Annotated in this window: 16 protein-coding genes; 3 read left to right on the top strand and 13 right to left on the bottom strand. The window is 54.0% G+C overall.

Going from position 1 to position 19317, the window contains the following annotated elements; all coding sequences use genetic code 11:
• Positions 1-3: 3 nt before the first annotated feature.
• Positions 4-1434, bottom strand: coding sequence for a two component system sensor histidine kinase QseE/GlrK (qseE, locus tag GUC46_RS06260; RefSeq protein ID WP_003037614.1), 1431 nt, complete (start codon positions 1432-1434; stop codon positions 4-6).
• 635 nt (positions 1435-2069) lie between these two features.
• Positions 2070-5957 carry a phosphoribosylformylglycinamidine synthase gene (gene purL, locus GUC46_RS06255; protein WP_160179930.1) on the bottom strand — a complete coding sequence of 1296 codons (3888 nt, stop codon included), beginning with the start codon at positions 5955-5957 and terminating at the stop codon, positions 2070-2072.
• Between the two features lie 256 nt (positions 5958-6213).
• Between purL and mltF the strand changes: the two genes are divergently transcribed.
• Entirely contained in the window at positions 6214-7764 is a 1551-nt protein-coding gene (mltF, locus tag GUC46_RS06250; RefSeq protein WP_003838390.1) for a membrane-bound lytic murein transglycosylase MltF, read from the top strand.
• A 12-nt stretch (positions 7765-7776) separates the two neighbouring features.
• Here the strand turns inward: mltF and tadA are convergent, their stop codons facing one another.
• The 4 genes from tadA to murQ form a co-directional block, all read right to left on the bottom strand.
• Positions 7777-8241, bottom strand: a complete 465-nt coding sequence (gene tadA / locus GUC46_RS06245) for a tRNA adenosine(34) deaminase TadA (RefSeq protein WP_229235875.1) — start codon at positions 8239-8241, stop codon at positions 7777-7779.
• 89 nt (positions 8242-8330) lie between these two features.
• Complete coding sequence (yfhb, locus tag GUC46_RS06240) at positions 8331-8966, bottom strand: phosphatidylglycerophosphatase C (protein ID WP_003037603.1); 636 nt, start codon at positions 8964-8966, stop codon at positions 8331-8333.
• Between the two features lie 3 nt (positions 8967-8969).
• The gene (locus GUC46_RS06235) at positions 8970-10334 is read right to left on the bottom strand and encodes a PTS transporter subunit EIIC (RefSeq protein WP_054528657.1); all 1365 of its coding nucleotides are present in this window, start codon (positions 10332-10334) and stop codon (positions 8970-8972) included.
• A 9-nt stretch (positions 10335-10343) separates the two neighbouring features.
• On the bottom strand, positions 10344-11237 hold the full coding sequence (gene murQ, locus GUC46_RS06230; RefSeq protein WP_032937935.1) for an N-acetylmuramic acid 6-phosphate etherase: 894 nt from the start codon (positions 11235-11237) through the stop codon (positions 10344-10346).
• A gap of 117 nt (positions 11238-11354) precedes the next feature.
• On the opposite strand from murQ, the gene GUC46_RS06225 reads away from it, so the two are divergent.
• Together GUC46_RS06225 and GUC46_RS06220 are read left to right on the top strand one after the other, a co-directional pair.
• On the top strand, positions 11355-12203 hold the full coding sequence (locus tag GUC46_RS06225) for a MurR/RpiR family transcriptional regulator (protein WP_160179928.1): 849 nt from the start codon (positions 11355-11357) through the stop codon (positions 12201-12203).
• Positions 12204-12258: 55 nt separating this feature from the next.
• The gene (locus tag GUC46_RS06220) at positions 12259-12519 is read left to right on the top strand and encodes a YfhL family 4Fe-4S dicluster ferredoxin (RefSeq protein WP_003037590.1); all 261 of its coding nucleotides are present in this window, start codon (positions 12259-12261) and stop codon (positions 12517-12519) included.
• A gap of 29 nt (positions 12520-12548) precedes the next feature.
• Here the strand turns inward: GUC46_RS06220 and acpS are convergent, their stop codons facing one another.
• The 7 genes from acpS to lepA form a co-directional block, all read right to left on the bottom strand.
• The gene (gene acpS, locus GUC46_RS06215) at positions 12549-12929 is read right to left on the bottom strand and encodes a holo-ACP synthase (protein ID WP_003037588.1); all 381 of its coding nucleotides are present in this window, start codon (positions 12927-12929) and stop codon (positions 12549-12551) included.
• Positions 12929-13660 (bottom strand): pyridoxine 5'-phosphate synthase, encoded by a 732-nt coding sequence (gene pdxJ / locus GUC46_RS06210; RefSeq protein WP_003838383.1) that lies wholly within the window; start codon positions 13658-13660, stop codon positions 12929-12931. Before pdxJ ends, acpS begins: the two co-directional genes overlap by 1 nt.
• Positions 13661-13671: 11 nt before the next feature.
• On the bottom strand, positions 13672-14400 hold the full coding sequence (gene recO, locus GUC46_RS06205; protein ID WP_061068364.1) for a DNA repair protein RecO: 729 nt from the start codon (positions 14398-14400) through the stop codon (positions 13672-13674).
• A gap of 27 nt (positions 14401-14427) precedes the next feature.
• Positions 14428-15333, bottom strand: a complete 906-nt coding sequence (gene era / locus GUC46_RS06200) for a GTPase Era (protein ID WP_003037581.1) — start codon at positions 15331-15333, stop codon at positions 14428-14430.
• The gene (gene rnc, locus GUC46_RS06195; protein WP_003037579.1) at positions 15330-16010 is read right to left on the bottom strand and encodes a ribonuclease III; all 681 of its coding nucleotides are present in this window, start codon (positions 16008-16010) and stop codon (positions 15330-15332) included. The genes era and rnc overlap by 4 nt, the downstream gene beginning before the upstream one ends.
• 269 nt (positions 16011-16279) lie before the next feature.
• Positions 16280-17254, bottom strand: a complete 975-nt coding sequence (gene lepB / locus GUC46_RS06190; protein ID WP_003838377.1) for a signal peptidase I — start codon at positions 17252-17254, stop codon at positions 16280-16282.
• Positions 17255-17269: 15 nt separating this feature from the next.
• Positions 17270-19069 (bottom strand): translation elongation factor 4, encoded by a 1800-nt coding sequence (gene lepA / locus GUC46_RS06185; protein WP_003037577.1) that lies wholly within the window; start codon positions 19067-19069, stop codon positions 17270-17272.
• Positions 19070-19317: the final 248 nt, after the last annotated feature.

Here is a 19317-nt window from a genome sequence, read left to right as displayed (position 1 = left end):
ATTTTAGTGATTTTTCGCAGCAGCTAGCGGCAGTTCTATGCGAAAACAAACGTTTTGCGCATGGTCATCAACCAGATACAGTTTGCCCCGCATACGGCGAATGCAATCTCTGGCAATGCTTAGCCCCAACCCGCTTCCTTTTACCGCCCCTTTTCGCTGATGGCTACCCTGGAAAAAAGGCTCGAAGATCATGGTCTGTTCTGCTTCTGGGATCGGTGTGCCGGTATTCATTACATCGATGTATACCATTGATCCATGCAAACTGCTGCGGATCCAAATGTTACCGGATTCAGCGCCGTAGTGCACCGCATTGGAATAAAGATTGTCCAGCACGCTCATCAACAGCATCGGTTCTGCCAGGCAGGCGTTCACCGCAAGCGCAACATCAGTATGTATCATTTTGGCGCGAGCGGGCAGGCTATGCGCAGAAACAACGCTTTCCACCAGCGGCGCGATTTCCACACTTTCAAGCTCAGCCTCGTCATCCGCCAGCTTGCGGTTGTAATCGAGAAGCTGCTCAATCAGTTTTTGCAAGTTGCGGCTGCTGTCATCGAGGATGCCGACCACCTCTTTTTGCTCCGGTGTTAACGGGCCCACTACCTGATCGGCCAGCAATTCAGTACCTTCACGCATACTCGCCAGCGGTGTTTTCAGCTCATGAGAAAGATGGCGTAAAAACTGATGCCGCTGCGACTCAAGCCAGGAGAGGCGTTCGCTTAACCAAATAATACGCTGCCCCACGGATCGCAGCTCACGGGGCCCAGTTAATAATACGCTATCGCCCAGCGAGCGCCCTTCTCCCAGACGATTGATCATCCGTTCGATGCCCTTCACCGGACCGATAATCATACGGGTAAACAACAGCACCATCGCCAGGCTAAGGAGAAACAGCACCAGTGCCTGCCAGCCAAAAAACTGCCCGCGTTCGGCTATTTCCTGCTGTAACTGCTGGCCACGAGAAAAGACGACGGTACGCGTCGCTTGCACCATCTCGGTATTGGCATTAGCGAACGCTTCCAACCGTGCAGCCGACACACTGTCAGGGCCGCTGTTTTTACACTGCAACTGCGCGAGATCGTTAAGATCCTGACGCAACGCCTGGTAGAGCTTGGTATCTGGCAACACCCCCGCATGCGCATCCAGCATATCACTGTAGCGTTTACGCTGACTTTGGTAGACCTTGGCCAACGTTGAGTCATCAAGCACACAGTATTGCCGATAGCTGCGCTCCATCTCCAGCGCAGCATTGGTCATCGCTTCACTGCGTCTGGCGTCAATCAGCGTGGTGCGGTTCGTCAGCGCAGCCTGCGCGCTCAGGGCATTCAGACTTTGCCATGCCTGCCAGGCCAAAACTAACAACGGCAACAGGATCAGCAAAAATGCCAACATCACCAATTGACGTAAAGATCGGGGGAAAACTGACCAGCGCTTCAAGGCGTTACTCTCAATGGACAGGAATAGGTTGATGCTAACTGAGGGGAACGCCAGATACAACAAAGCCGGGATTAACCCGGCTTTGTTGTGGAATAAGGCGGTGCCTAACTCGACGTTTCGCCCGGAGGTTGATATGAGCTTCGCTAATATCAGATGTTGGACGGCAGGCACCTTGTTGTGCGTCATTCGAAGTTTATGTAGCACGTCCCGAAGGGGCTGACATAAGAAGGTGAATGAGCCACTGGTTAATATTATGCAGCATCTGTGCCAATATTCAAAACACTTTATTAACACAATGATAAATATAGAAAATATGATTATTTATATGAGAAATGATATTGTCTATTTTTCGCCCACACCGTCGCCAATCAGCAACACCCGTAACACTTAAAAATAAATTCGTTTTAAATCAAATAATTAAATGTCTCTTTTTGGCGACAATGTAACCTTACCTATGTCGGCATTTCCCGACACTTTACTTTTAGGTGCAAGCGCTGAGTTTATTGCCGGATAGCGGCGTGAACGCCTTATCCGGCCTACAACCGCATTTCCCCGTAAGCCTGATAAGCGTAGCGTTATCAGGCGGCAGACAAAAAAAAGCCCCTCACAAGAGGGGCTTGATGATCATAGGCTAATTATCCAAGCTGTTTACGCGCGTTGCGGAAGATACGCATCCACGGGCTGTCCTCGCCCCAGTTTTCCGGGTGCCAGGAGTTGCTCACGGTACGGAACACGCGTTCCGGGTGCGGCATCATAATGGTGACGCGACCATTTTCAGTGGTCACAGCAGTAATACCGTTCGGCGAACCGTTCGGGTTAGCCGGGTAAGCCTCGGTCACCTTACCGAAGTTATCGACGTAGCGCAGTGCCACCAGACCTTTGCTCTCAAGCTGAGCCAGATGCGCACCGTCACGCACTTCCACACGACCTTCACCGTGAGAAACGGCAATCGGCATCATCGACCCCACCATATCGGCAAGCAGTAAAGACGGGCTTTGCGTCACTTCGACCAGGCTGAAGCGGGCTTCAAAGCGGTCGGAGTGGTTACGCACAAAGCGCGGCCACAGGTCGCTTCCGGGGATTAGCTCACGCAGGTTAGACATCATCTGGCAACCGTTACACACCCCGAGCGCCAGGGTTTGCGGGCGATGGAAGAAGGTTTCGAACTCATCACGCACGCGGTTGTTGAACAAAATTGACTTCGCCCAACCTTCCCCTGCGCCGAGTACATCGCCGTAAGAGAAGCCGCCGCAGGCTACCAGCGCCTGGAAGTTACCCAGGCCGATGCGTCCCCCCAGCAGATCGCTCATGTGTACATCGATGGCGTCAAAGCCCGCACGGTGGAAAGCTGCCGCCATTTCGACGTGGGAGTTAACGCCCTGCTCGCGCAGCACGGCCACTTTCGGACGCACACCGGTGGCGATATACGGCGCGGCAACATCGTCGCTAATATCGAACGTCAGTTTGACGTTGAGACCCGGATCGGCATCGTTGGTTTTAGCGTCGTGTTCCTGATCGGCGCATTCCGGGTTATCGCGCAGACGCTGCATCTGCCAGGTGGTTTCCGCCCACCACATACGCATCGTGGTGCGACTTTCGCTGAACACCGCATGACCATCTGCTTCGACCACGAAGCGGTCGCCCTGCACGGCTTTCCCCAGATAGTGAACGCAATCGGCCAGGCCATGTTGAGCCAGCAACGCCTCAACCGCTTCACGATCACCTGCGCGAACCTGAATCACCGCGCCCAGCTCTTCGTTAAACAGCGCCGCCAGACGATCTTCACCCAGAGAGTGGATATCAGCTTCAATACCGCAGTGACCAGTGAAGGCCATTTCCGCCAGCGTCACCAGCAAGCCACCGTCGGAGCGATCGTGGTAGGCCAGCAGCTTACGTTGTGCGACCAGCGCCTGAATGGCGTCGTAGAAGCCTTTCAGTTGCGCTACGTTACGCACATCGGCAGGCTTATCCCCCAGTTGACGGTAAACCTGCGCCAGCGCCGTCGCACCAAGCGCGTTGTGACCCAGACCAAGGTCAATCAGCAACAGGGCGTTATCTTCAGTTGAAAGCTGCGGGGTAATGGTGTGGCGCACATCTTCCACGCGGGCAAAGGCGGTGATCACCAGCGACAGCGGCGAGGTCATTTCACGCTGTTCGTTGCCTTCCTGCCAGCGGGTTTTCATCGACATAGAGTCTTTGCCCACCGGAATGGTCAGGCCAAGCGCCGGACATAATTCTTCCCCAACGGCTTTTACCGCTTCGTACAGTCCGGCGTCTTCGCCAGGGTGACCTGCAGCCGCCATCCAGTTGGCCGACAGTTTAATGCGTTTGATATCGCCAATCTGCGTTGCCGCAATGTTGGTCAGCGCCTCACCTACAGCCAGACGCGCAGAGGCTGAGAAGTCGAGCAATGCGACTGGCGCGCGCTCGCCGAGAGACATCGCTTCGCCGTAGTAGCTATCGAGGCTTGCGGTAGTGACCGCGCAGTTGGCGACCGGGATCTGCCATGGACCAACCATCTGGTCACGCGCCACCATACCGGTAACGGTACGGTCACCGATAGTCACGAGGAACGTTTTCTCCGCGACAGTTGGCAGATGCAGCACGCGGTTAACCGCATCTGCAATCGAGATTTCACTACGATTCAGGGCATCGCCTTTGGCTTTCAGCGTCTGCACATCGCGGGTCATTTTCGGTGTTTTACCCAGCAGCACATCGAGTGGCATGTCGATCGGCTGGTTGTCGAAGTGACTGTCGCTCAAGGTCAGATGCTGTTCTTCGGTAGCTTCACCGATGACCGCGTACGGCGCGCGCTCGCGCTTACACAGTTCGTCAAACAGCGGCAATTGATCGGCAGCAACCGCCAGCACGTAGCGCTCCTGGGACTCGTTACACCAGATTTCCAGCGGGCTCATACCCGGCTCATCGCTGAGGATATCGCGCAGCTGGAACTTACCACCGCGACCGCCATCGCTTACCAGCTCCGGCATGGCGTTAGACAGACCACCCGCGCCAACGTCATGGATAAACAGAATTGGGTTCGCATCACCCATCTGCCAGCAACGGTCGATAACTTCCTGGCAACGACGTTCCATTTCCGGGTTATCACGCTGTACAGAAGCGAAATCAAGATCGGCATCAGACTGACCGGAAGCCATAGAGGAGGCTGCCCCGCCGCCAAGGCCAATGTTCATCGCCGGGCCGCCGAGGACGATCAGCTTGGCGCCAACGACGATCTCGCCCTTCTGCACGTGATCGGCACGGATGTTACCGATCCCGCCTGCCAGCATGATCGGTTTATGGTAACCGCGCAGCTCTTCGCCGTTATGGCTGTTGACCTTTTCTTCATAGGTACGGAAGTAGCCGGTCAGCGCCGGGCGACCAAATTCGTTGTTAAACGCCGCGCCGCCCAGCGGGCCTTCAGTCATGATGTCGAGCGCGGTGACAATACGATCCGGCTTACCAAAGTCCTCTTCCCAAGGCTGTTCAAAGCCAGGAATACGCAGGTTGGAGACGGAGAAGCCTACCAGCCCGGCTTTCGGTTTTGCACCACGACCGGTTGCACCCTCATCGCGGATTTCTCCGCCGGAGCCGGTTGCCGCACCTGGCCACGGAGAGATAGCCGTCGGGTGGTTATGAGTTTCTACCTTCATCAGGATGTGGGCTGGTTCCTGATGGAAATCGTAGCGGCCGGTTTTGTGATCGGCAAAATAGCGGCCCACTTCAGAACCTTCCATTACCGCGGCGTTGTCTTTATAGGCAGACAGCACGTGGTCCGGCGTGGTTTCGAAGGTATTCTTGATCATCTTGAACAGCGACTTAGGCTGTTGTTTACCGTCGATAACCCAGTCGGCGTTAAAAATCTTGTGGCGGCAGTGCTCGGAGTTGGCCTGCGCAAACATGTACAGTTCAATGTCGTTCGGGTTGCGCCCCAGTTTGGTGAACGCATCCTGCAGATAGTCAATTTCGTCTTCCGCCAGCGCCAGACCCAGACGCAGGTTAGCGTCGATCAGCGCCTGACGTCCCTCACCCAGTAGATCAACGCTGGAGACCGGCGCCGGTTGGTGATGGACAAACAGTTTTTCGGCATCGTTCAGCGCAGAGAAAACCGTTTCCATCATGCGGTCGTGCAGTTCATCGGCCACCATCTGCCATTGCTCAGCGGTCAGTGTAGAGGCTTCTACATACCAGGCAATGCCACGTTCCAGGCGGCTAATCTGGTGCAGACCGCAGTTGTGGGCAATATCAGTCGCTTTAGAAGACCACGGGGAGATGGTGCCAGGGCGAGGCGTAACCAGCAGCAGTTTTCCTTCCGGGGCGTGGCTTTGCAGAGCAGGACCATATTTCAGCAGGCGTGCAAGCTGCGCGTGCTCATCTTCATTTAACGGCGCATTCAGATCGGCAAAATGGACGTACTCGGCGTAAATATTGTGGACCTGGAGGTTGGCAGCCTGAAAACGTGCCAGCAGTTTGTTAATACGGAATGCAGACAGTGCAGGTGAACCACGCAGAATTTCCATCATAAGTCTCTCGTCTTCTAAGCTTTCGGTGTGCCCAAGTGGGGAAACGGGCGTCATTATAAAGAATCTACCGCGCCGACGAAACCGTTTGCGTCGAAATAAAATCACGACCGTCACTTATCACCAAATGCGGTCAGATTTCTGAATAAGTTGCCAACTGACGCAAGTTTAAGCAAAATGCCGTTCATTAATGACGACTTCACTTCTTAATCAGCACCACAGCAGGCAGAGAAAACGTACGGTTCAGAGAATTAACTAATTGAAAAAATTAAAGATTAATTATCTGTTCATCGGCATATTGACGCTGTTGTTGGCAGCGGCCCTTTGGCCATCTATTCCCTGGTTCGGTAAAGCCGAAAATCGTATCGCCGCCATTCAGTCGCGGGGAGAGCTGCGCGTCAGTACCATCGACTCGCCGTTAACTTACGCGACCCTCAACGGCAAAAAATTCGGCCTGGATTATGAACTGGCCCAGGAATTTGCCGACTACTTAGGCGTGAAGTTAAAAGTTACCGTACGCCAGAATATCAGCCAGCTTTTTGACGACCTGGATAACGGCAATGCCGACCTGTTAGCCGCAGGCCTGGTCTATAACAGCGAGCGGGTGAAAAATTACCAGCCAGGCCCGACCTATTATTCGGTTTCACAACAGCTGGTGTACCGGGTTGGGCAATATCGCCCGCGCACGCTTGCCACCGTGAACGAAAGCCAACTGACTATCGCCCCGGGGCACGTGGTAGTTAACGACCTCCAGCAGCTAAAAGAGAAAAAATTTCCCGATCTGAGCTGGAAAGTTGATGACAAAAAGGGCACCACCGAATTGCTCGATGATGTAATCGCCGGAAAGCTGGATTACACCATTGCAGATTCTGTCGCCATCAGCTTATACCAACGCGTGCATCCTGAGCTGGCCGTGGCGCTGGACGTCTCTGACGAACAGCCGGTGACCTGGTTTAGTCGTCTGGACGATGACAACACGCTGTCTGCCGCCTTGTTGGATTTCTTTAACACCATGAATGAAGACGGTTCTCTGGCACGGCTGGAAGAGAAATATCTCGGGCATGGCGATGATTTTGACTATGTCGATACCCGCACCTTTTTGCGCGCCGTAGACAGCGTGTTGCCGGACCTTAAGCCGCTGTTTGAGAAGTATGCGCAGGAGATAGACTGGCGACTGCTCGCCGCAATATCCTATCAGGAGTCGCACTGGGACGCGCAGGCCACATCCCCGACCGGCGTACGCGGACTGATGATGCTGACCAAAAATACTGCTCAGAGTCTCGGGCTGACCGACCGTACCGATGCCGAACAGAGTATCAGCGGCGGCGCGCGATACTTGCAGGATATGATGAGTAAAGTACCGGATACCGTCCCCGAAGGAGAACGCATCTGGTTTGCCCTTGCAGCCTATAACATGGGTTATGCGCACATGCTTGATGCGCGGGCGCTAACGGTGAAAACCAAAGGCAATCCGAACAGTTGGTCCGACGTAAAACAGCGGCTACCGCTGCTCAGCCAAAAGCCGTATTACAACAAGCTGACCTATGGCTATGCGCGTGGCCACGAAGCTTACGCCTATGTGGAAAATATCCGTAAGTACCAGATTAGCCTGGTGGGGTATCTGCAGGAGAAAGAAAAACAGGCGCAGGAAACGCAGCAACTGGCTCAGGATTACCCGGCGGTGTCGCCAGCTGAGCTGCTGGGTAAAGATAAATTTCCGCTTTCAGCCTTTCTGACTCAGACGTCGTCAAACTACCTGTCGCACTCCCCTTCCCTGCTATTTTCGGCACAGAAGAAAGAGGACCAGTAGTCTGATTGGTATTTACTGATTAGCGGATTTTTTCAGGGCCTTGATTTCCTGCCGACGCATGCGAAAGAAATCACTGAGCAACGTGGCACATTCATCCCGCAGTACCCCCTCTGTCACTTCAACCCGATGATTCATCCCAGGGTGATGCAGCACATCCATTAATGACCCGGCAGCGCCCGTTTTCGCATCACGTGCACCAAAAACGACCCGACCGATACGGCTGTGCACCATCGCGCCTGCGCACATCACGCACGGCTCCAGAGTGACGTACAGCGTGGCATCTAACAGACGGTAGTTTTGCAGCACCAGGCCGCCCTGACGCAGCGCCATAATCTCAGCGTGGGCAGTCGGATCATGATGACCTATCGGGCGGTTCCAGCCTTCGCCAATCACTCGGTTGTTATGTACCAATACCGCACCCACCGGGACTTCACGCTCATCCCAGGCGCGCTTAGCCAGCGTTAAAGCATGACGCATCCAGTATTCGTGGCTAAATTCAACATCTGACAAAGGGGTTACTCCACCAATAAAAGCGGGCGCATTATACACAGACGCTATCGTTTACTCTATTCGAGTTGTTGCAGCTCTCCGCGCGGCGTGACGCGCCAGCGATGCTGGCAAAAAGAGAGTAACGGATTATCCTGCTTACTGTCGCTGTAGCCGCTGTAGAGAGACAACGGTGCGCCAATCTGCCGCTCCAGTTGCGTCACTTTCTCATGGCCCAGACAGCGCAGAGTCAGCACCCAGCCGCCGTATCCCCGCGCCATTTTGCTGGCGATCAGATTGACTCGCGGTAACCACGGAGTATCAAAGTAAACCTGCTCGACCAACGACTGCGGAGAGCCGGTGATAAGCCAGATGTCAGCGTCAGAGCTTAACAGGTAGGTTGTCAGGCGCTGCTGAACGAGCGGAAACGCCGTCACGTTACTGCGAAACCAGCGCACAAAGTCGGCCTGATGCGCTTTCAGACGCGCCTCGCTGCGACCAAAAGTGCATCCCCATAACAGCAGGCTCATTGGCCAGCGGGCGGCGCGCCCTTGTATCAGCAATGCCAGCGCAATCACCGGTAGCAGAGGCAGCACCAGCAACGCGTTCAGCGGCTGGCGACGCAGCAGATAACGAATAAAACTACCGAACATATCCTGCTGGTGTAACGTGCCATCCAAATCAAAAAAGACAACGCGGCGCTGGTGATTGGTCAAACCTTATTCCTCTGGATCAGTGAATCCCAATAGCCAGGTAAACAGGAACCCGGCGATAACTGCTACCAGATAGCCTAACAGATAGAACATCACTTTTCCGGCAACAATCGTCAGTGCCAGCGGTAATCCGGAGATGCCAAATGTGATGACCGTCGCCACCTTCCAGTAGCTAATTAGCGCTCCACCTACCGCGCCGCCAAGACATGCACCGATAAACGGCTTACCCAATGGCAGCGTTACGCCAAAAATCAGCGGCTCGCCTATACCCAGCAGTCCGACAGGCAGTGCACCTTTGATTACTTTTTTTAACCGCGCATTTCGGGTTTTCATCAGAACCGCGATCGCAGCACCTATTTGCCCAACGCCCGCCATCGCCAGGATCGGAAAGAGCGCGTTATAACCGTGTGCCTGAACCAGCTCAACATGGATGGGCACCAATCCCTGATGAAGTCCAGTGAGCACCAACGGCAGGAAGGTTCCTGCCAGCACGGCACCGACCAGAAAACCGCCGCGATCGATAGCCCAGGATGCGCCGTGAGCAATAGACTCAGAAATCCAGCCGCCAAGCGGTTGCAGCGCCACAATCGCGATTACGCCGGTAATGATGGTAGTCAGCAGCGGATTAAGGATAAGCTCCAGTGATTCTGGCAACAGCTCGCGGAATTTGCGTTCGATCCAACACATCAACGCCACCACCAGCAGTACCGCGATCACTCCGCCGCGCCCCGGCTGCAACGCTTCGCCAAACAGCGTGATTTGTGCCAGTTGCGGGCTGGAGAGGATCCCCGCCATCACCCCGCCCATCGCCAGGGAACCACCGAAAACTTTGGCGGTATTCACCCCGACCAGAATATTCATAATGGCAAACACGGCGCTGCCAAATATGCCCATCAACCCCAGCATATTCGGATAGTGGGTCGCAAAATCCCCCACGATGTCCGGGCGCTTAAGGATGTTAATAATGCCGGTAATCAAACCGGAGGCGATAAACGCCGGAATAAGAGGGATAAAGACGTTTGCCAGCTTGCGCAGCGCATCGCTCATCGGCGCTTTGTACTTCGCTTTGGCATCTGACTTTGTGCGCTCGATATTATTGGCACCTGCTCGCTCGCCGCCATCGGCAATCAGGGAACGCATGGCATCCACCACTTTGGCCGCTTTACCGGGGCCGACAATAATCTGGTGCTGCGCGCCCTGCTTCACGTAGCCGCTGACACCGGGCAGTTGCCTGAGACGAGGGATATCGAGCTGTCCATCATCCTGAACTTCAACCCTGACGCGGGTCATACAGTTTTCCAGGCGCAGAATATTTTTCTCTCCGCCAACGCCCAGTAGAATATCGCTGGCCAGCACCGCCGTCTTATCCATATACACCTCTTAGTGTTCTAACGCCGCGCGTAAAAAACCCTGGTGAGCGGCAAGCTTTTCGCGGGCGGCAGCGGCGTCAAGGCCGGTGAGCGCCATTAAAATAGCTGGCTTAACGTCAAAATCAGTCTGCTTTAGCAGCGCTTGCGCCTGTTCACGCGCAATGCCCGTGGCTTCAACCACCATACGGCACGCCCGATCGATCAGTTTGACGTTAGTTGCCTGCATATCCACCATCAGGTTCTGGTACACCTTGCCAAATTTCACCATCGCACCGGTGGAGATCATATTGAGCACCAGCTTTTGCGCGGTGCCGGATTTCAGTCGTGTTGACCCGGTCAGCGCCTCTGGCCCCACTACCGGAGAAATGGCGATATCCGCTTCATGCGCGATAGGGGAATCCGGATTGCAAGAAATAGCCACCGTCGTACAGCCAACCGAACGTGCATATTTCAGCCCACCAATTACATACGGCGTGCGACCAGATGCTGCCAGCCCCACCACCAGATCCTGCGCGGTAAGATTGAGCGCACGTAGATCGTCTTCACCTAACTGTGGGTTATCTTCCGCACCCTCAACCGCCTTCAGCAGCGCGCCCGGTCCCCCGGCAATCAATCCAACCACCAGACCGTGTGGAACGCCGAAGGTCGGTGGGCATTCAGATGCATCCAGTACCCCGAGACGCCCGCTGGTCCCCGCTCCCATGTAAATAATGCGACCACCTGCTTTTAGCGCGTTAGCTGCCGCATCGACCGCACACGCAACTTGAGGCAGAGTTGCTTTTACTGCTTCGGCTACCAGCGTATCCTGTTGATTAAAACGATGAACCAACTCCAGCGTGGAGAGCGCATCCAGGTCCATGGTCTGGGGATTGCGGGTTTCTGAAACTAATGCACCGAGATTCATTTTTTGTTCCTTAGGAATTTTTAATTCATAATAACCTGCCATAATGGAATATTATATTCATCCAGGCGAATGAAATTTTGTTTTGTAATCGCCATCACGTTTTCGCCAGGAGACAGCATGAACTGTTTAATTCGCATTCGTCAGCGTTACCCGGACCTCGCGCAAAGCGATAAAAAATTGGCGGATTATCTCCTTTCCCAGCCGGATACTGCGCGTCATCTCAGTTCGCAGCAGTTGGCCGCGGAGGCGGGCGTCAGCCAGTCCAGCGTGGTGAAGTTCGCGCAAAAGATGGGTTTTAAAGGATTTCCTGCACTCAAACTGGCGATCAGCGAAGCGCTGGCCAGCAATCCCAACCCCCATTCCATTCCGGTACATAATCAGATTCGCGGTGACGATCCTATGCGTCTGGTGGGGGAAAAGTTGATTCAGGAGAACGTGGCGGCGATGCATGCGACGCTGGACGTCAACAGCGAAGAGAGACTGATGGAGAGCGTCACAATGTTGCGCTCAGCCCGGCGCATTATCGTGACCGGGATTGGCGCATCGGGTCTGGTGGCACAGAATTTTGCCTGGAAGTTGCTGAAGATTGGTTTTAACGCGGTGGTGGAACGCGATATGCACGCCCTGCTGGCGACGGTGCAAGCCCTTTCGCCCAACGATCTGCTGCTGGCCATTTCGTATACCGGAGAGCGCCGCGAGCTCAACCTGGCTGCGGATGAAACGTTGCGCACCGGCGCGAAAATCCTCGCCATCACTGGATTTACACCCAATGCCCTGCAGCAACGGGCAAGTCATTGTCTGTACACGATTGCCGAGGAGCAAGCCACGCGCAGCGCAGCGATTTCCTCCACTCATGCGCAAATGATGCTCACTGATTTACTGTTTATGGCGCTGGTGCAGCAGGATCTGGAGCATGCCCCGGAACGTATTCGCCACAGCGAAGCACTGGTAAAAAAACTGGTCTGAGCAAAGAATGCGCGTATAATGCCCGCCCGATTTGTGATGTTTTGAGAGTTTCCTGATGGCCCTGTTAATCACTAAAAAGTGTATCAATTGCGATATGTGCGAGCCCGAATGCCCGAATGAGGCGATTTCGATGGGTGATAGCATTTACGAGATTAACAGCGACAAGTGTACAGAATGCGTAGGCCATTACGACACGCCAACCTGCCAGAAGGTGTGCCCGATCCCCAATACTATTTTGAAAGATCCGGCACATGTCGAAACAGAAGAGCAGTTGTGGGATAAGTTTGTGCTGATGCACCACGCCGATAAACTTTAACCGCGTCGCCATCCGGCAACGTGCAGAATCTAACTCTCGATAATCACCGTGGCGCAGGCGTAGTGACGCTCATCGGCCAGCGTCACATGCATATGCGCGACGCCGAGTTTTTCCGCCAGTTTTAACGCCTCTCCCCATAATCGCAGACGCGGCTTACCGAGTTCGTCGTTAAAGACTTCAAACTGATTAAACGCCAGCCCATTGCGAATACCCGTGCCAAAGGCTTTTGCTGCCGCCTCTTTGACTGCAAAACGCTTCGCCAGAAAACGCACCGGCTGCTGATGCGTTTCCCAGATTGCCCATTCGTTGTCGCTGAGCACACGTCTTGCCAGGCGGTCGCCGGAACGGGAGATTACCGCTTCGATGCGGGCAATCTCCACGATATCCGTGCCTAATCCCAGAATCGCCATTAGCCACGCGCTTCCAGCATCAGGCGCTTCATTTCGACTACGGCATCTTTCAGACCGCTCATCACCGCGCGCCCGATAATGGCATGGCCAATGTTCAGCTCGTGCATTTCCGGGATCCGTGCGATAGCTTTAACGTTGTGATACGTCAGACCGTGACCTGCATTCACCTTCAGGCCAAGGCTGGCGGCAAAAGTTGCCGCTTTGGCGATACGCGCCAGTTCGCTGGCCTGCTCTGCGTCGGTTTTCGCATCGGCGTAACAGCCGGTGTGAATTTCAATAAACGGCGCGCCAACTTCCGCAGCAGCCTTAATCTGTTCTTCGTCGGCATCGATAAACAGCGAAACCAGAATGCCTGCGTCCGCCAGGCGTTTGCAGGCATCGCGCATCTTGTCACGCTGACCGGCGACGTCCAGACCACCTTCAGTGGTAACTTCCTGACGTTTTTCCGGCACCAGGCAGCAAAAATGCGGCTTAGTCTCAACGGCAATCGCCAGCATCTCTTCGGTGACTGCCATTTCCAGATTCATGCGCGTATCCAGCGTCTGGCGCAAAATGCGCACGTCACGGTCGGTGATATGGCGACGGTCTTCACGCAGATGTACGGTAATACCGTCCGCGCCCGCCTGTTCAACGATAAACGCTGCCTGAACCGGGTCCGGATATGCGGTACCGCGTGCATTACGTAACGTGGCAATGTGGTCAATATTGACGCCTAACAGTAATTCAGCCATGACAATCCTCGTTAATCATTATTTGTTTTTACTGCGCGTTTTGGCATAAATTGCCGGAACAGTTCCCGGCTTTTTAACGGCTTACCACCAAGATACGGCTTTAACGCCATGCGGGTAAAGCGTTTCGCGGCGCGTAACGTATCGACATCAGGAAATTCACGTGATTCGAGTGCTTTCAGATGGCGTCCGGTAAAAGTGGAATTATCGATCACTACGCTAGCGATAAACCCTTTTTCTTCCCGGTAACGATAGGTCATGGTGTCGTCTACCGGCTCGCCGCTGCCCGCACAGTGGGTAAAATCGACGCCGTACCCCAGATGTCCAAGTAAGGCCAGCTCAAAGCGGCGTAGCGCAGGTTCTGGCGAACCCGTCGCACCAGCCAGCGCCTGGATACAATTCAGATAATCGAAAAAGAGTTCAGAAAAGCGGGTCTCGTATTCAAGGACGCGGGAGATAAGTTCGTTGATATACAAGCCGCTGTACAGCGTGATGCCGCTAAGAGGGAGTGCCAGAGAAACGGCTTCAGCACTACGTAGGGTTTTTACCTCTCCACGTCCACCAAAGCGAAGCAACAACGGGGTAAAAGGCTGGAGCGCGCCTTTGAGATTAGAACGTTTGGAACGTGCGCCTTTAGCCACCAGGCGCACGCGACCCGACTCTTCCGTGAAGACGTCCAGCACGAGACTGGTTTCGCTCCAGGGGCGACTATGCAAGACAAAGGCTCGTTGCCATCCTTCCATATACTCGCCGTGTTTCAGAAGATGGGTTTAGACGTCGTCGCCGTAACCGAGGCTACGCAGCGCGCGTTCGTCATCGGCCCAGCCGGATTTCACCTTCACCCACAGTTCGAGGTGAACCGGCGCTTCGAACATCTCCTGCATGTCTTTACGCGCTTCGATGCCGATGGTTTTAATTTTGGCCCCTTTGTTGCCAATAACCATCTTCTTCTGCCCTTCACGTTCAACGAGGATCAGACCGTTAATATCGTAACCACCGCGCTCGTTGGAGATAAAACGCTCAATTTCCACGGTAACGGAGTACGGCAGTTCAGCACCCAGAAAACGCATCAGCTTTTCACGGATGATTTCAGAGGCCATAAAGCGCTGAGAACGGTCGGTGATGTAATCTTCCGGGAAGTGATGAATAGCTTCCGGCAAATGCTTACGCACGATGCCCGCAACGGTATCGACATTCAAGCCGGTTTCGGCAGAAATCGGCACGATATCAAGGAAGTTCATCTGGCTTGCCAGGAACTGCAGGTGCGGCAACAGATCGGCTTTTTCCTGAACGTTGTCTACTTTGTTCACAGCCAGAATAACCGGGGCTTTGCCATCACGCAGCTTGTTGAGCACCATTTCGTCGTCCGGCGTCCAGCGGGTGCCTTCCACAACGAAAATAACCAGTTCAACATCACCGATCGAGCTGCTCGCCGCTTTGTTCATCAGGCGGTTGATCGCTCGTTTTTCTTCCATATGCAGGCCCGGGGTATCAACATAAATCGCCTGATACGCGCCTTCAGTATGGATGCCAACAATACGGTGACGTGTTGTCTGAGCCTTACGTGAAGTAATAGAAATCTTCTGCCCAAGCAGATTATTCAACAGGGTGGATTTGCCGACGTTCGGGCGACCGACGATGGCAATAAATCCGCAGTAAGTTTTCTCTTCGCTCATTCCAGCTCCAGTTTTTTTAACGCCTGTTCGGCGGCAGCCTGCTCAGCCTTACGACGGCTCGAACCTGTGCCAACCACCGGTTCACTCAGGCCGCTGACCTGGCAGTGGATAGTAAATTCTTGATCGTGTGCTTCCCCACGGACCTGTACCACCAAATAAGACGGCAGAGGCAGGTGGCGACCCTGCAAATATTCCTGCAGGCGCGTTTTCGGATCTTTTTGTTTGTCGCCTGGGCTAATTTCATCCAGACGAGTTTGATACCAGTTCAGGATTAATTGCTCAACGGTTTGAATATCGCTGTCGAGGAAGACGCCGCCGATCAACGCTTCAACGGTATCGGCCAGGATCGATTCACGACGGAAGCCGCCGCTTTTCAGCTCACCAGGCCCCAAACGTAAACATTCACCGAGGTCAAACTCACGGGCTAATTCAGCCAGCGTATTGCCGCGAACCAGCGTTGCGCGCATGCGGCTCATGTCACCTTCGTCCACTCGTGGGAAACGGTGATACAGCGCATTAGCGATAACAAAGCTCAAAATAGAGTCGCCCAGAAATTCTAAACGCTCGTTATGTTTGCTGCTGGCGCTCCGGTGAGTTAATGCCTGCTGCAACAGCTCCTGATGATTAAAAGTGTAGCCCAGCTTCCGTTGAAGCCGATTAATTACGATGGGGTTCATGCGATACCAATAAATGAATGCGTCAACAATTCAGCACACGAAACAGACCTGATATACGCACTTTGCGGAGCCATCTGGCTTCGCCTGCATGCTTTTATATACAAACCAACGCTGTTTCGTGTGCCGTGGCAACCTGTCGGTGCCAACCTAAAACTTCGGGGGAATATTCTATACACAACGACAAGGGATGTCGTTAGTCTGCGGGAATTTATCCGAGAAATAATTCACGCTGCCGCCGTAATGACGACAACGTGAACGATTATCGGTGATTAGTGAATGCCACCAATACGGCTTAAACGCACACCGGTCGGCCATTCACCTTCTTGCTTATCGAAACTCATCCAGATAGCGGTCGCTTTACCCACCAGATTCGCTTCCGGCACAAATCCCCAGTAACGGCTGTCCGCGCTGTTGTCACGGTTATCACCCATCATGAAGTAGTGCCCTGGCGGGACGATCCAGGTTGCCAGTTGCTGACCAGGCTGGCGGTAATACATTCCCACCTGATCCTGTGCGATTGGCACGGTCAGAATGCGGTGCGTAACCTCACCCAGCGTTTCTTTACGCTCAGAGAGACGAATACCGTTCTCTTTCGTTTCGTTCGGCGGAACTTCAAAGAAGCCACTGGTCGCTTCCCCACCGTTACGGCGCGCAAAGGTCTGTACGAAATCACTTGGCTGAACATCCGAATACGTTACCGGCAGCGCGTTTTCACACGCCTGACCGGAACGGCATCCTGGCTGAATAGTCACTTCTTTCGCCACTGGATCGTACGTTACTTTGTCTCCCGGTAAACCGACAGCACGTTTAATGTAGTCCAGGCGCGGATCTTCCGGGTATTTAAACACCACGATATCACCGCGTTTCGGATGACCGGTTTCGATCAGCGTTTTCTGGTAAATCGGATCTTTAATCCCGTAGGCGAATTTCTCCACCAGGATAAAGTCACCGATAAGCAGCGTCGGCATCATCGAACCTGACGGAATCTGGAACGGCTCATAAATAAATGAACGTACCACTAGCACAATCGCCAGTACCGGGAAAACGGATGCCCCGGTTTCCAGCCAGCCCGGCTTAGGGGATACTTTTTTCAGCGTTGCTTTATCCAGTGAATCACCTGCAGCAGCTTGCGCTGCTGCCTGACGCTCCCGGCGTTTTGGTGCGAAGATGAATTTATCTACGCACCATAAAATGCCCGTCACCAGTGTGGCAATCACCAGAATCAGGGCAAACATGTTCGCCATGCCAACTCCTTAAGATTATTTGCTGTCTTTACCGACATGCAGAATGGCGAGGAACGCTTCCTGCGGCAGTTCGACGTTACCGATCTGCTTCATGCGCTTTTTACCCTCTTTCTGTTTTTGCAGCAGCTTTTTCTTACGGCTGATATCACCGCCGTAGCATTTCGCCAGAACGTTTTTACGCAACTGCTTAACCGTTGAACGCGCGATGATGTGCGTACCAATGGCCGCCTGGATCGCGATATCAAACTGCTGGCGAGGGATTAGATCTTTCATCTTCTCAACCAGTTCACGGCCACGGCTCTGGGAGTTGTCGCGGTGAGTAATCAGCGCCAGCGCATCGACACGTTCGTTGTTGATAAGGACATCAACGCGCACCATGTCAGACGCCTGGAAGCGTTTGAAGTTATAGTCCAGCGACGCATAGCCGCGAGAGGTCGACTTCAGACGGTCGAAGAAATCGAGTACTACTTCCGCCATCGGAATCTCATACGTCAGCGCCACCTGGTTACCGTGGTAAACCATGTTGGTCTGGACGCCACGCTTCTCGATACACAGGGTGATGACGTTGCCAAGGTAAGCCTGCGGCAGCAGCATGTGACACTCAGCGATCGGCTCACGCAGTTCGTAGATGTTGTTCAGCGGCGGCAGCTTGGACGGGCTATCGACGTAGATAGTCTCTTTCGCCGTGGTTTCGACTTCGTAGACTACGGTCGGCGCGGTAGTGATCAGATCCAGATCGTATTCACGTTCCAGACGTTCCTGAATGATCTCCATGTGCAGCAGACCAAGGAAGCCACAACGGAAGCCGAAGCCCAGCGCGGTAGAGCTTTCCGGTTCGTAGAACAGGGAGGCGTCGTTCAGGCTCAGCTTGCCAAGCGCGTCACGGAAGTTTTCATAGTCGTCAGAGCTGACCGGGAACAGACCGGCGTAAACCTGTGGCTTCACTTTTTTAAAGCCTGGCAGCGGTTTGTCTGCCGGGTTACGCGCCTGCGTCAGGGTATCGCCAACCGGCGCGCCGAGGATGTCTTTAATCGCACAAACCAACCAACCTACCTCGCCGCATTTCAGCTCGGTACGGTCAACCTGTTTTGGCGTGAAGATCCCCAGGCGGTCGGCGTTATAGACCTGACCGGTGCTCATTACTTTAATTTTGTCGCCTTTACGCATGGTGCCGTTTTTAATACGCACCAGCGACACCACGCCAAGGTAGTTGTCGAACCAGGAGTCGATGATCAGCGCCTGTAATGGGCCTTCCGGATCACCTTCCGGCGGCGGAATGTCGCGTACCAGACGTTCAAGAACGTCAGTGACGCCAACGCCAGTTTTCGCCGAGCAGCGAACGGCATCTGTCGCATCGATACCGACGATATCTTCGATCTCTTCCGCTACGCGTTCAGGATCGGCGGCCGGTAGGTCGATTTTGTTCAGAACCGGCACCACTTCCAGATCCATTTCCATGGCGGTATAGCAGTTAGCCAGGGTCTGCGCTTCTACGCCCTGCCCGGCATCAACCACTAGCAGTGCACCTTCACAGGCGGCAAGCGAACGGGAAACTTCATACGAGAAGTCAACGTGGCCCGGGGTGTCGATAAAGTTAAGCTGATAGGTTTCACCATCAGATGCTTTGAAATCGAGCGTCACGCTCTGCGCTTTGATAGTAATACCGCGCTCACGCTCAAGATCCATCGAGTCGAGAACCTGCGCTTCCATTTCACGGTCAGACAGGCCACCGCAGATCTGGATAATACGGTCAGACAGCGTCGATTTACCGTGGTCGATGTGAGCTATGATTGAAAAGTTACGTATGTTCTTCATATAGTGTAATTATTGTGCCTTACGCCCGCCTGAGCAGGCTCTGAGAAGTCGCTGTTCTGAGCTTAACGTCTGTTTAAGTGAAACGCCGCATTCTACACTACAACGCTGAGGCGAGGAAATGTTCATAGAGCAAGGATAGCGGGAACTGGAAACAACTTTGCAAAGTCGATGAAACTTTTGTCGGATGGCGACATAAACGCCTTATCCGGCCTACGCCTGCATCTGAGGACGCTGTAGGCCTGATAAGC

Source organism: Citrobacter sp. LUTT5 (genome assembly GCF_009905315.1).
Lineage (GTDB): Bacteria > Pseudomonadota > Gammaproteobacteria > Enterobacterales > Enterobacteriaceae > Citrobacter > Citrobacter freundii.
This window is presented reverse-complemented; position numbering and strand designations above follow the sequence as displayed.

Excerpts from the sequence above, each read along its gene's own strand:
- purL (WP_160179930.1), bottom strand. The coding sequence starts at position 5,957 with ATGATGGAAATTCTGCGTGGTTCACCTGCACTGTCTGCATTCCGTATT.
- tadA (WP_229235875.1), bottom strand. The coding sequence starts at position 8,241 with ATGCGTCATGCTTTAACGCTGGCTAAGCGCGCCTGGGATGAGCGTGAA.
- GUC46_RS06235 (WP_054528657.1), bottom strand. The coding sequence starts at position 10,334 with ATGGATAAGACGGCGGTGCTGGCCAGCGATATTCTACTGGGCGTTGGC.
- murQ (WP_032937935.1), bottom strand. The coding sequence starts at position 11,237 with ATGAATCTCGGTGCATTAGTTTCAGAAACCCGCAATCCCCAGACCATG.
- GUC46_RS06225 (WP_160179928.1), top strand. The coding sequence starts at position 11,355 with ATGAACTGTTTAATTCGCATTCGTCAGCGTTACCCGGACCTCGCGCAA.
- GUC46_RS06220 (WP_003037590.1), top strand. The coding sequence starts at position 12,259 with ATGGCCCTGTTAATCACTAAAAAGTGTATCAATTGCGATATGTGCGAG.
- acpS (WP_003037588.1), bottom strand. The coding sequence starts at position 12,929 with ATGGCGATTCTGGGATTAGGCACGGATATCGTGGAGATTGCCCGCATC.
- pdxJ (WP_003838383.1), bottom strand. The coding sequence starts at position 13,660 with ATGGCTGAATTACTGTTAGGCGTCAATATTGACCACATTGCCACGTTA.
- recO (WP_061068364.1), bottom strand. The coding sequence starts at position 14,400 with ATGGAAGGATGGCAACGAGCCTTTGTCTTGCATAGTCGCCCCTGGAGC.
- era (WP_003037581.1), bottom strand. The coding sequence starts at position 15,333 with ATGAGCGAAGAGAAAACTTACTGCGGATTTATTGCCATCGTCGGTCGC.
- rnc (WP_003037579.1), bottom strand. The coding sequence starts at position 16,010 with ATGAACCCCATCGTAATTAATCGGCTTCAACGGAAGCTGGGCTACACT.
- lepB (WP_003838377.1), bottom strand. The coding sequence starts at position 17,254 with ATGGCGAACATGTTTGCCCTGATTCTGGTGATTGCCACACTGGTGACG.
- lepA (WP_003037577.1), bottom strand. The coding sequence starts at position 19,069 with ATGAAGAACATACGTAACTTTTCAATCATAGCTCACATCGACCACGGT.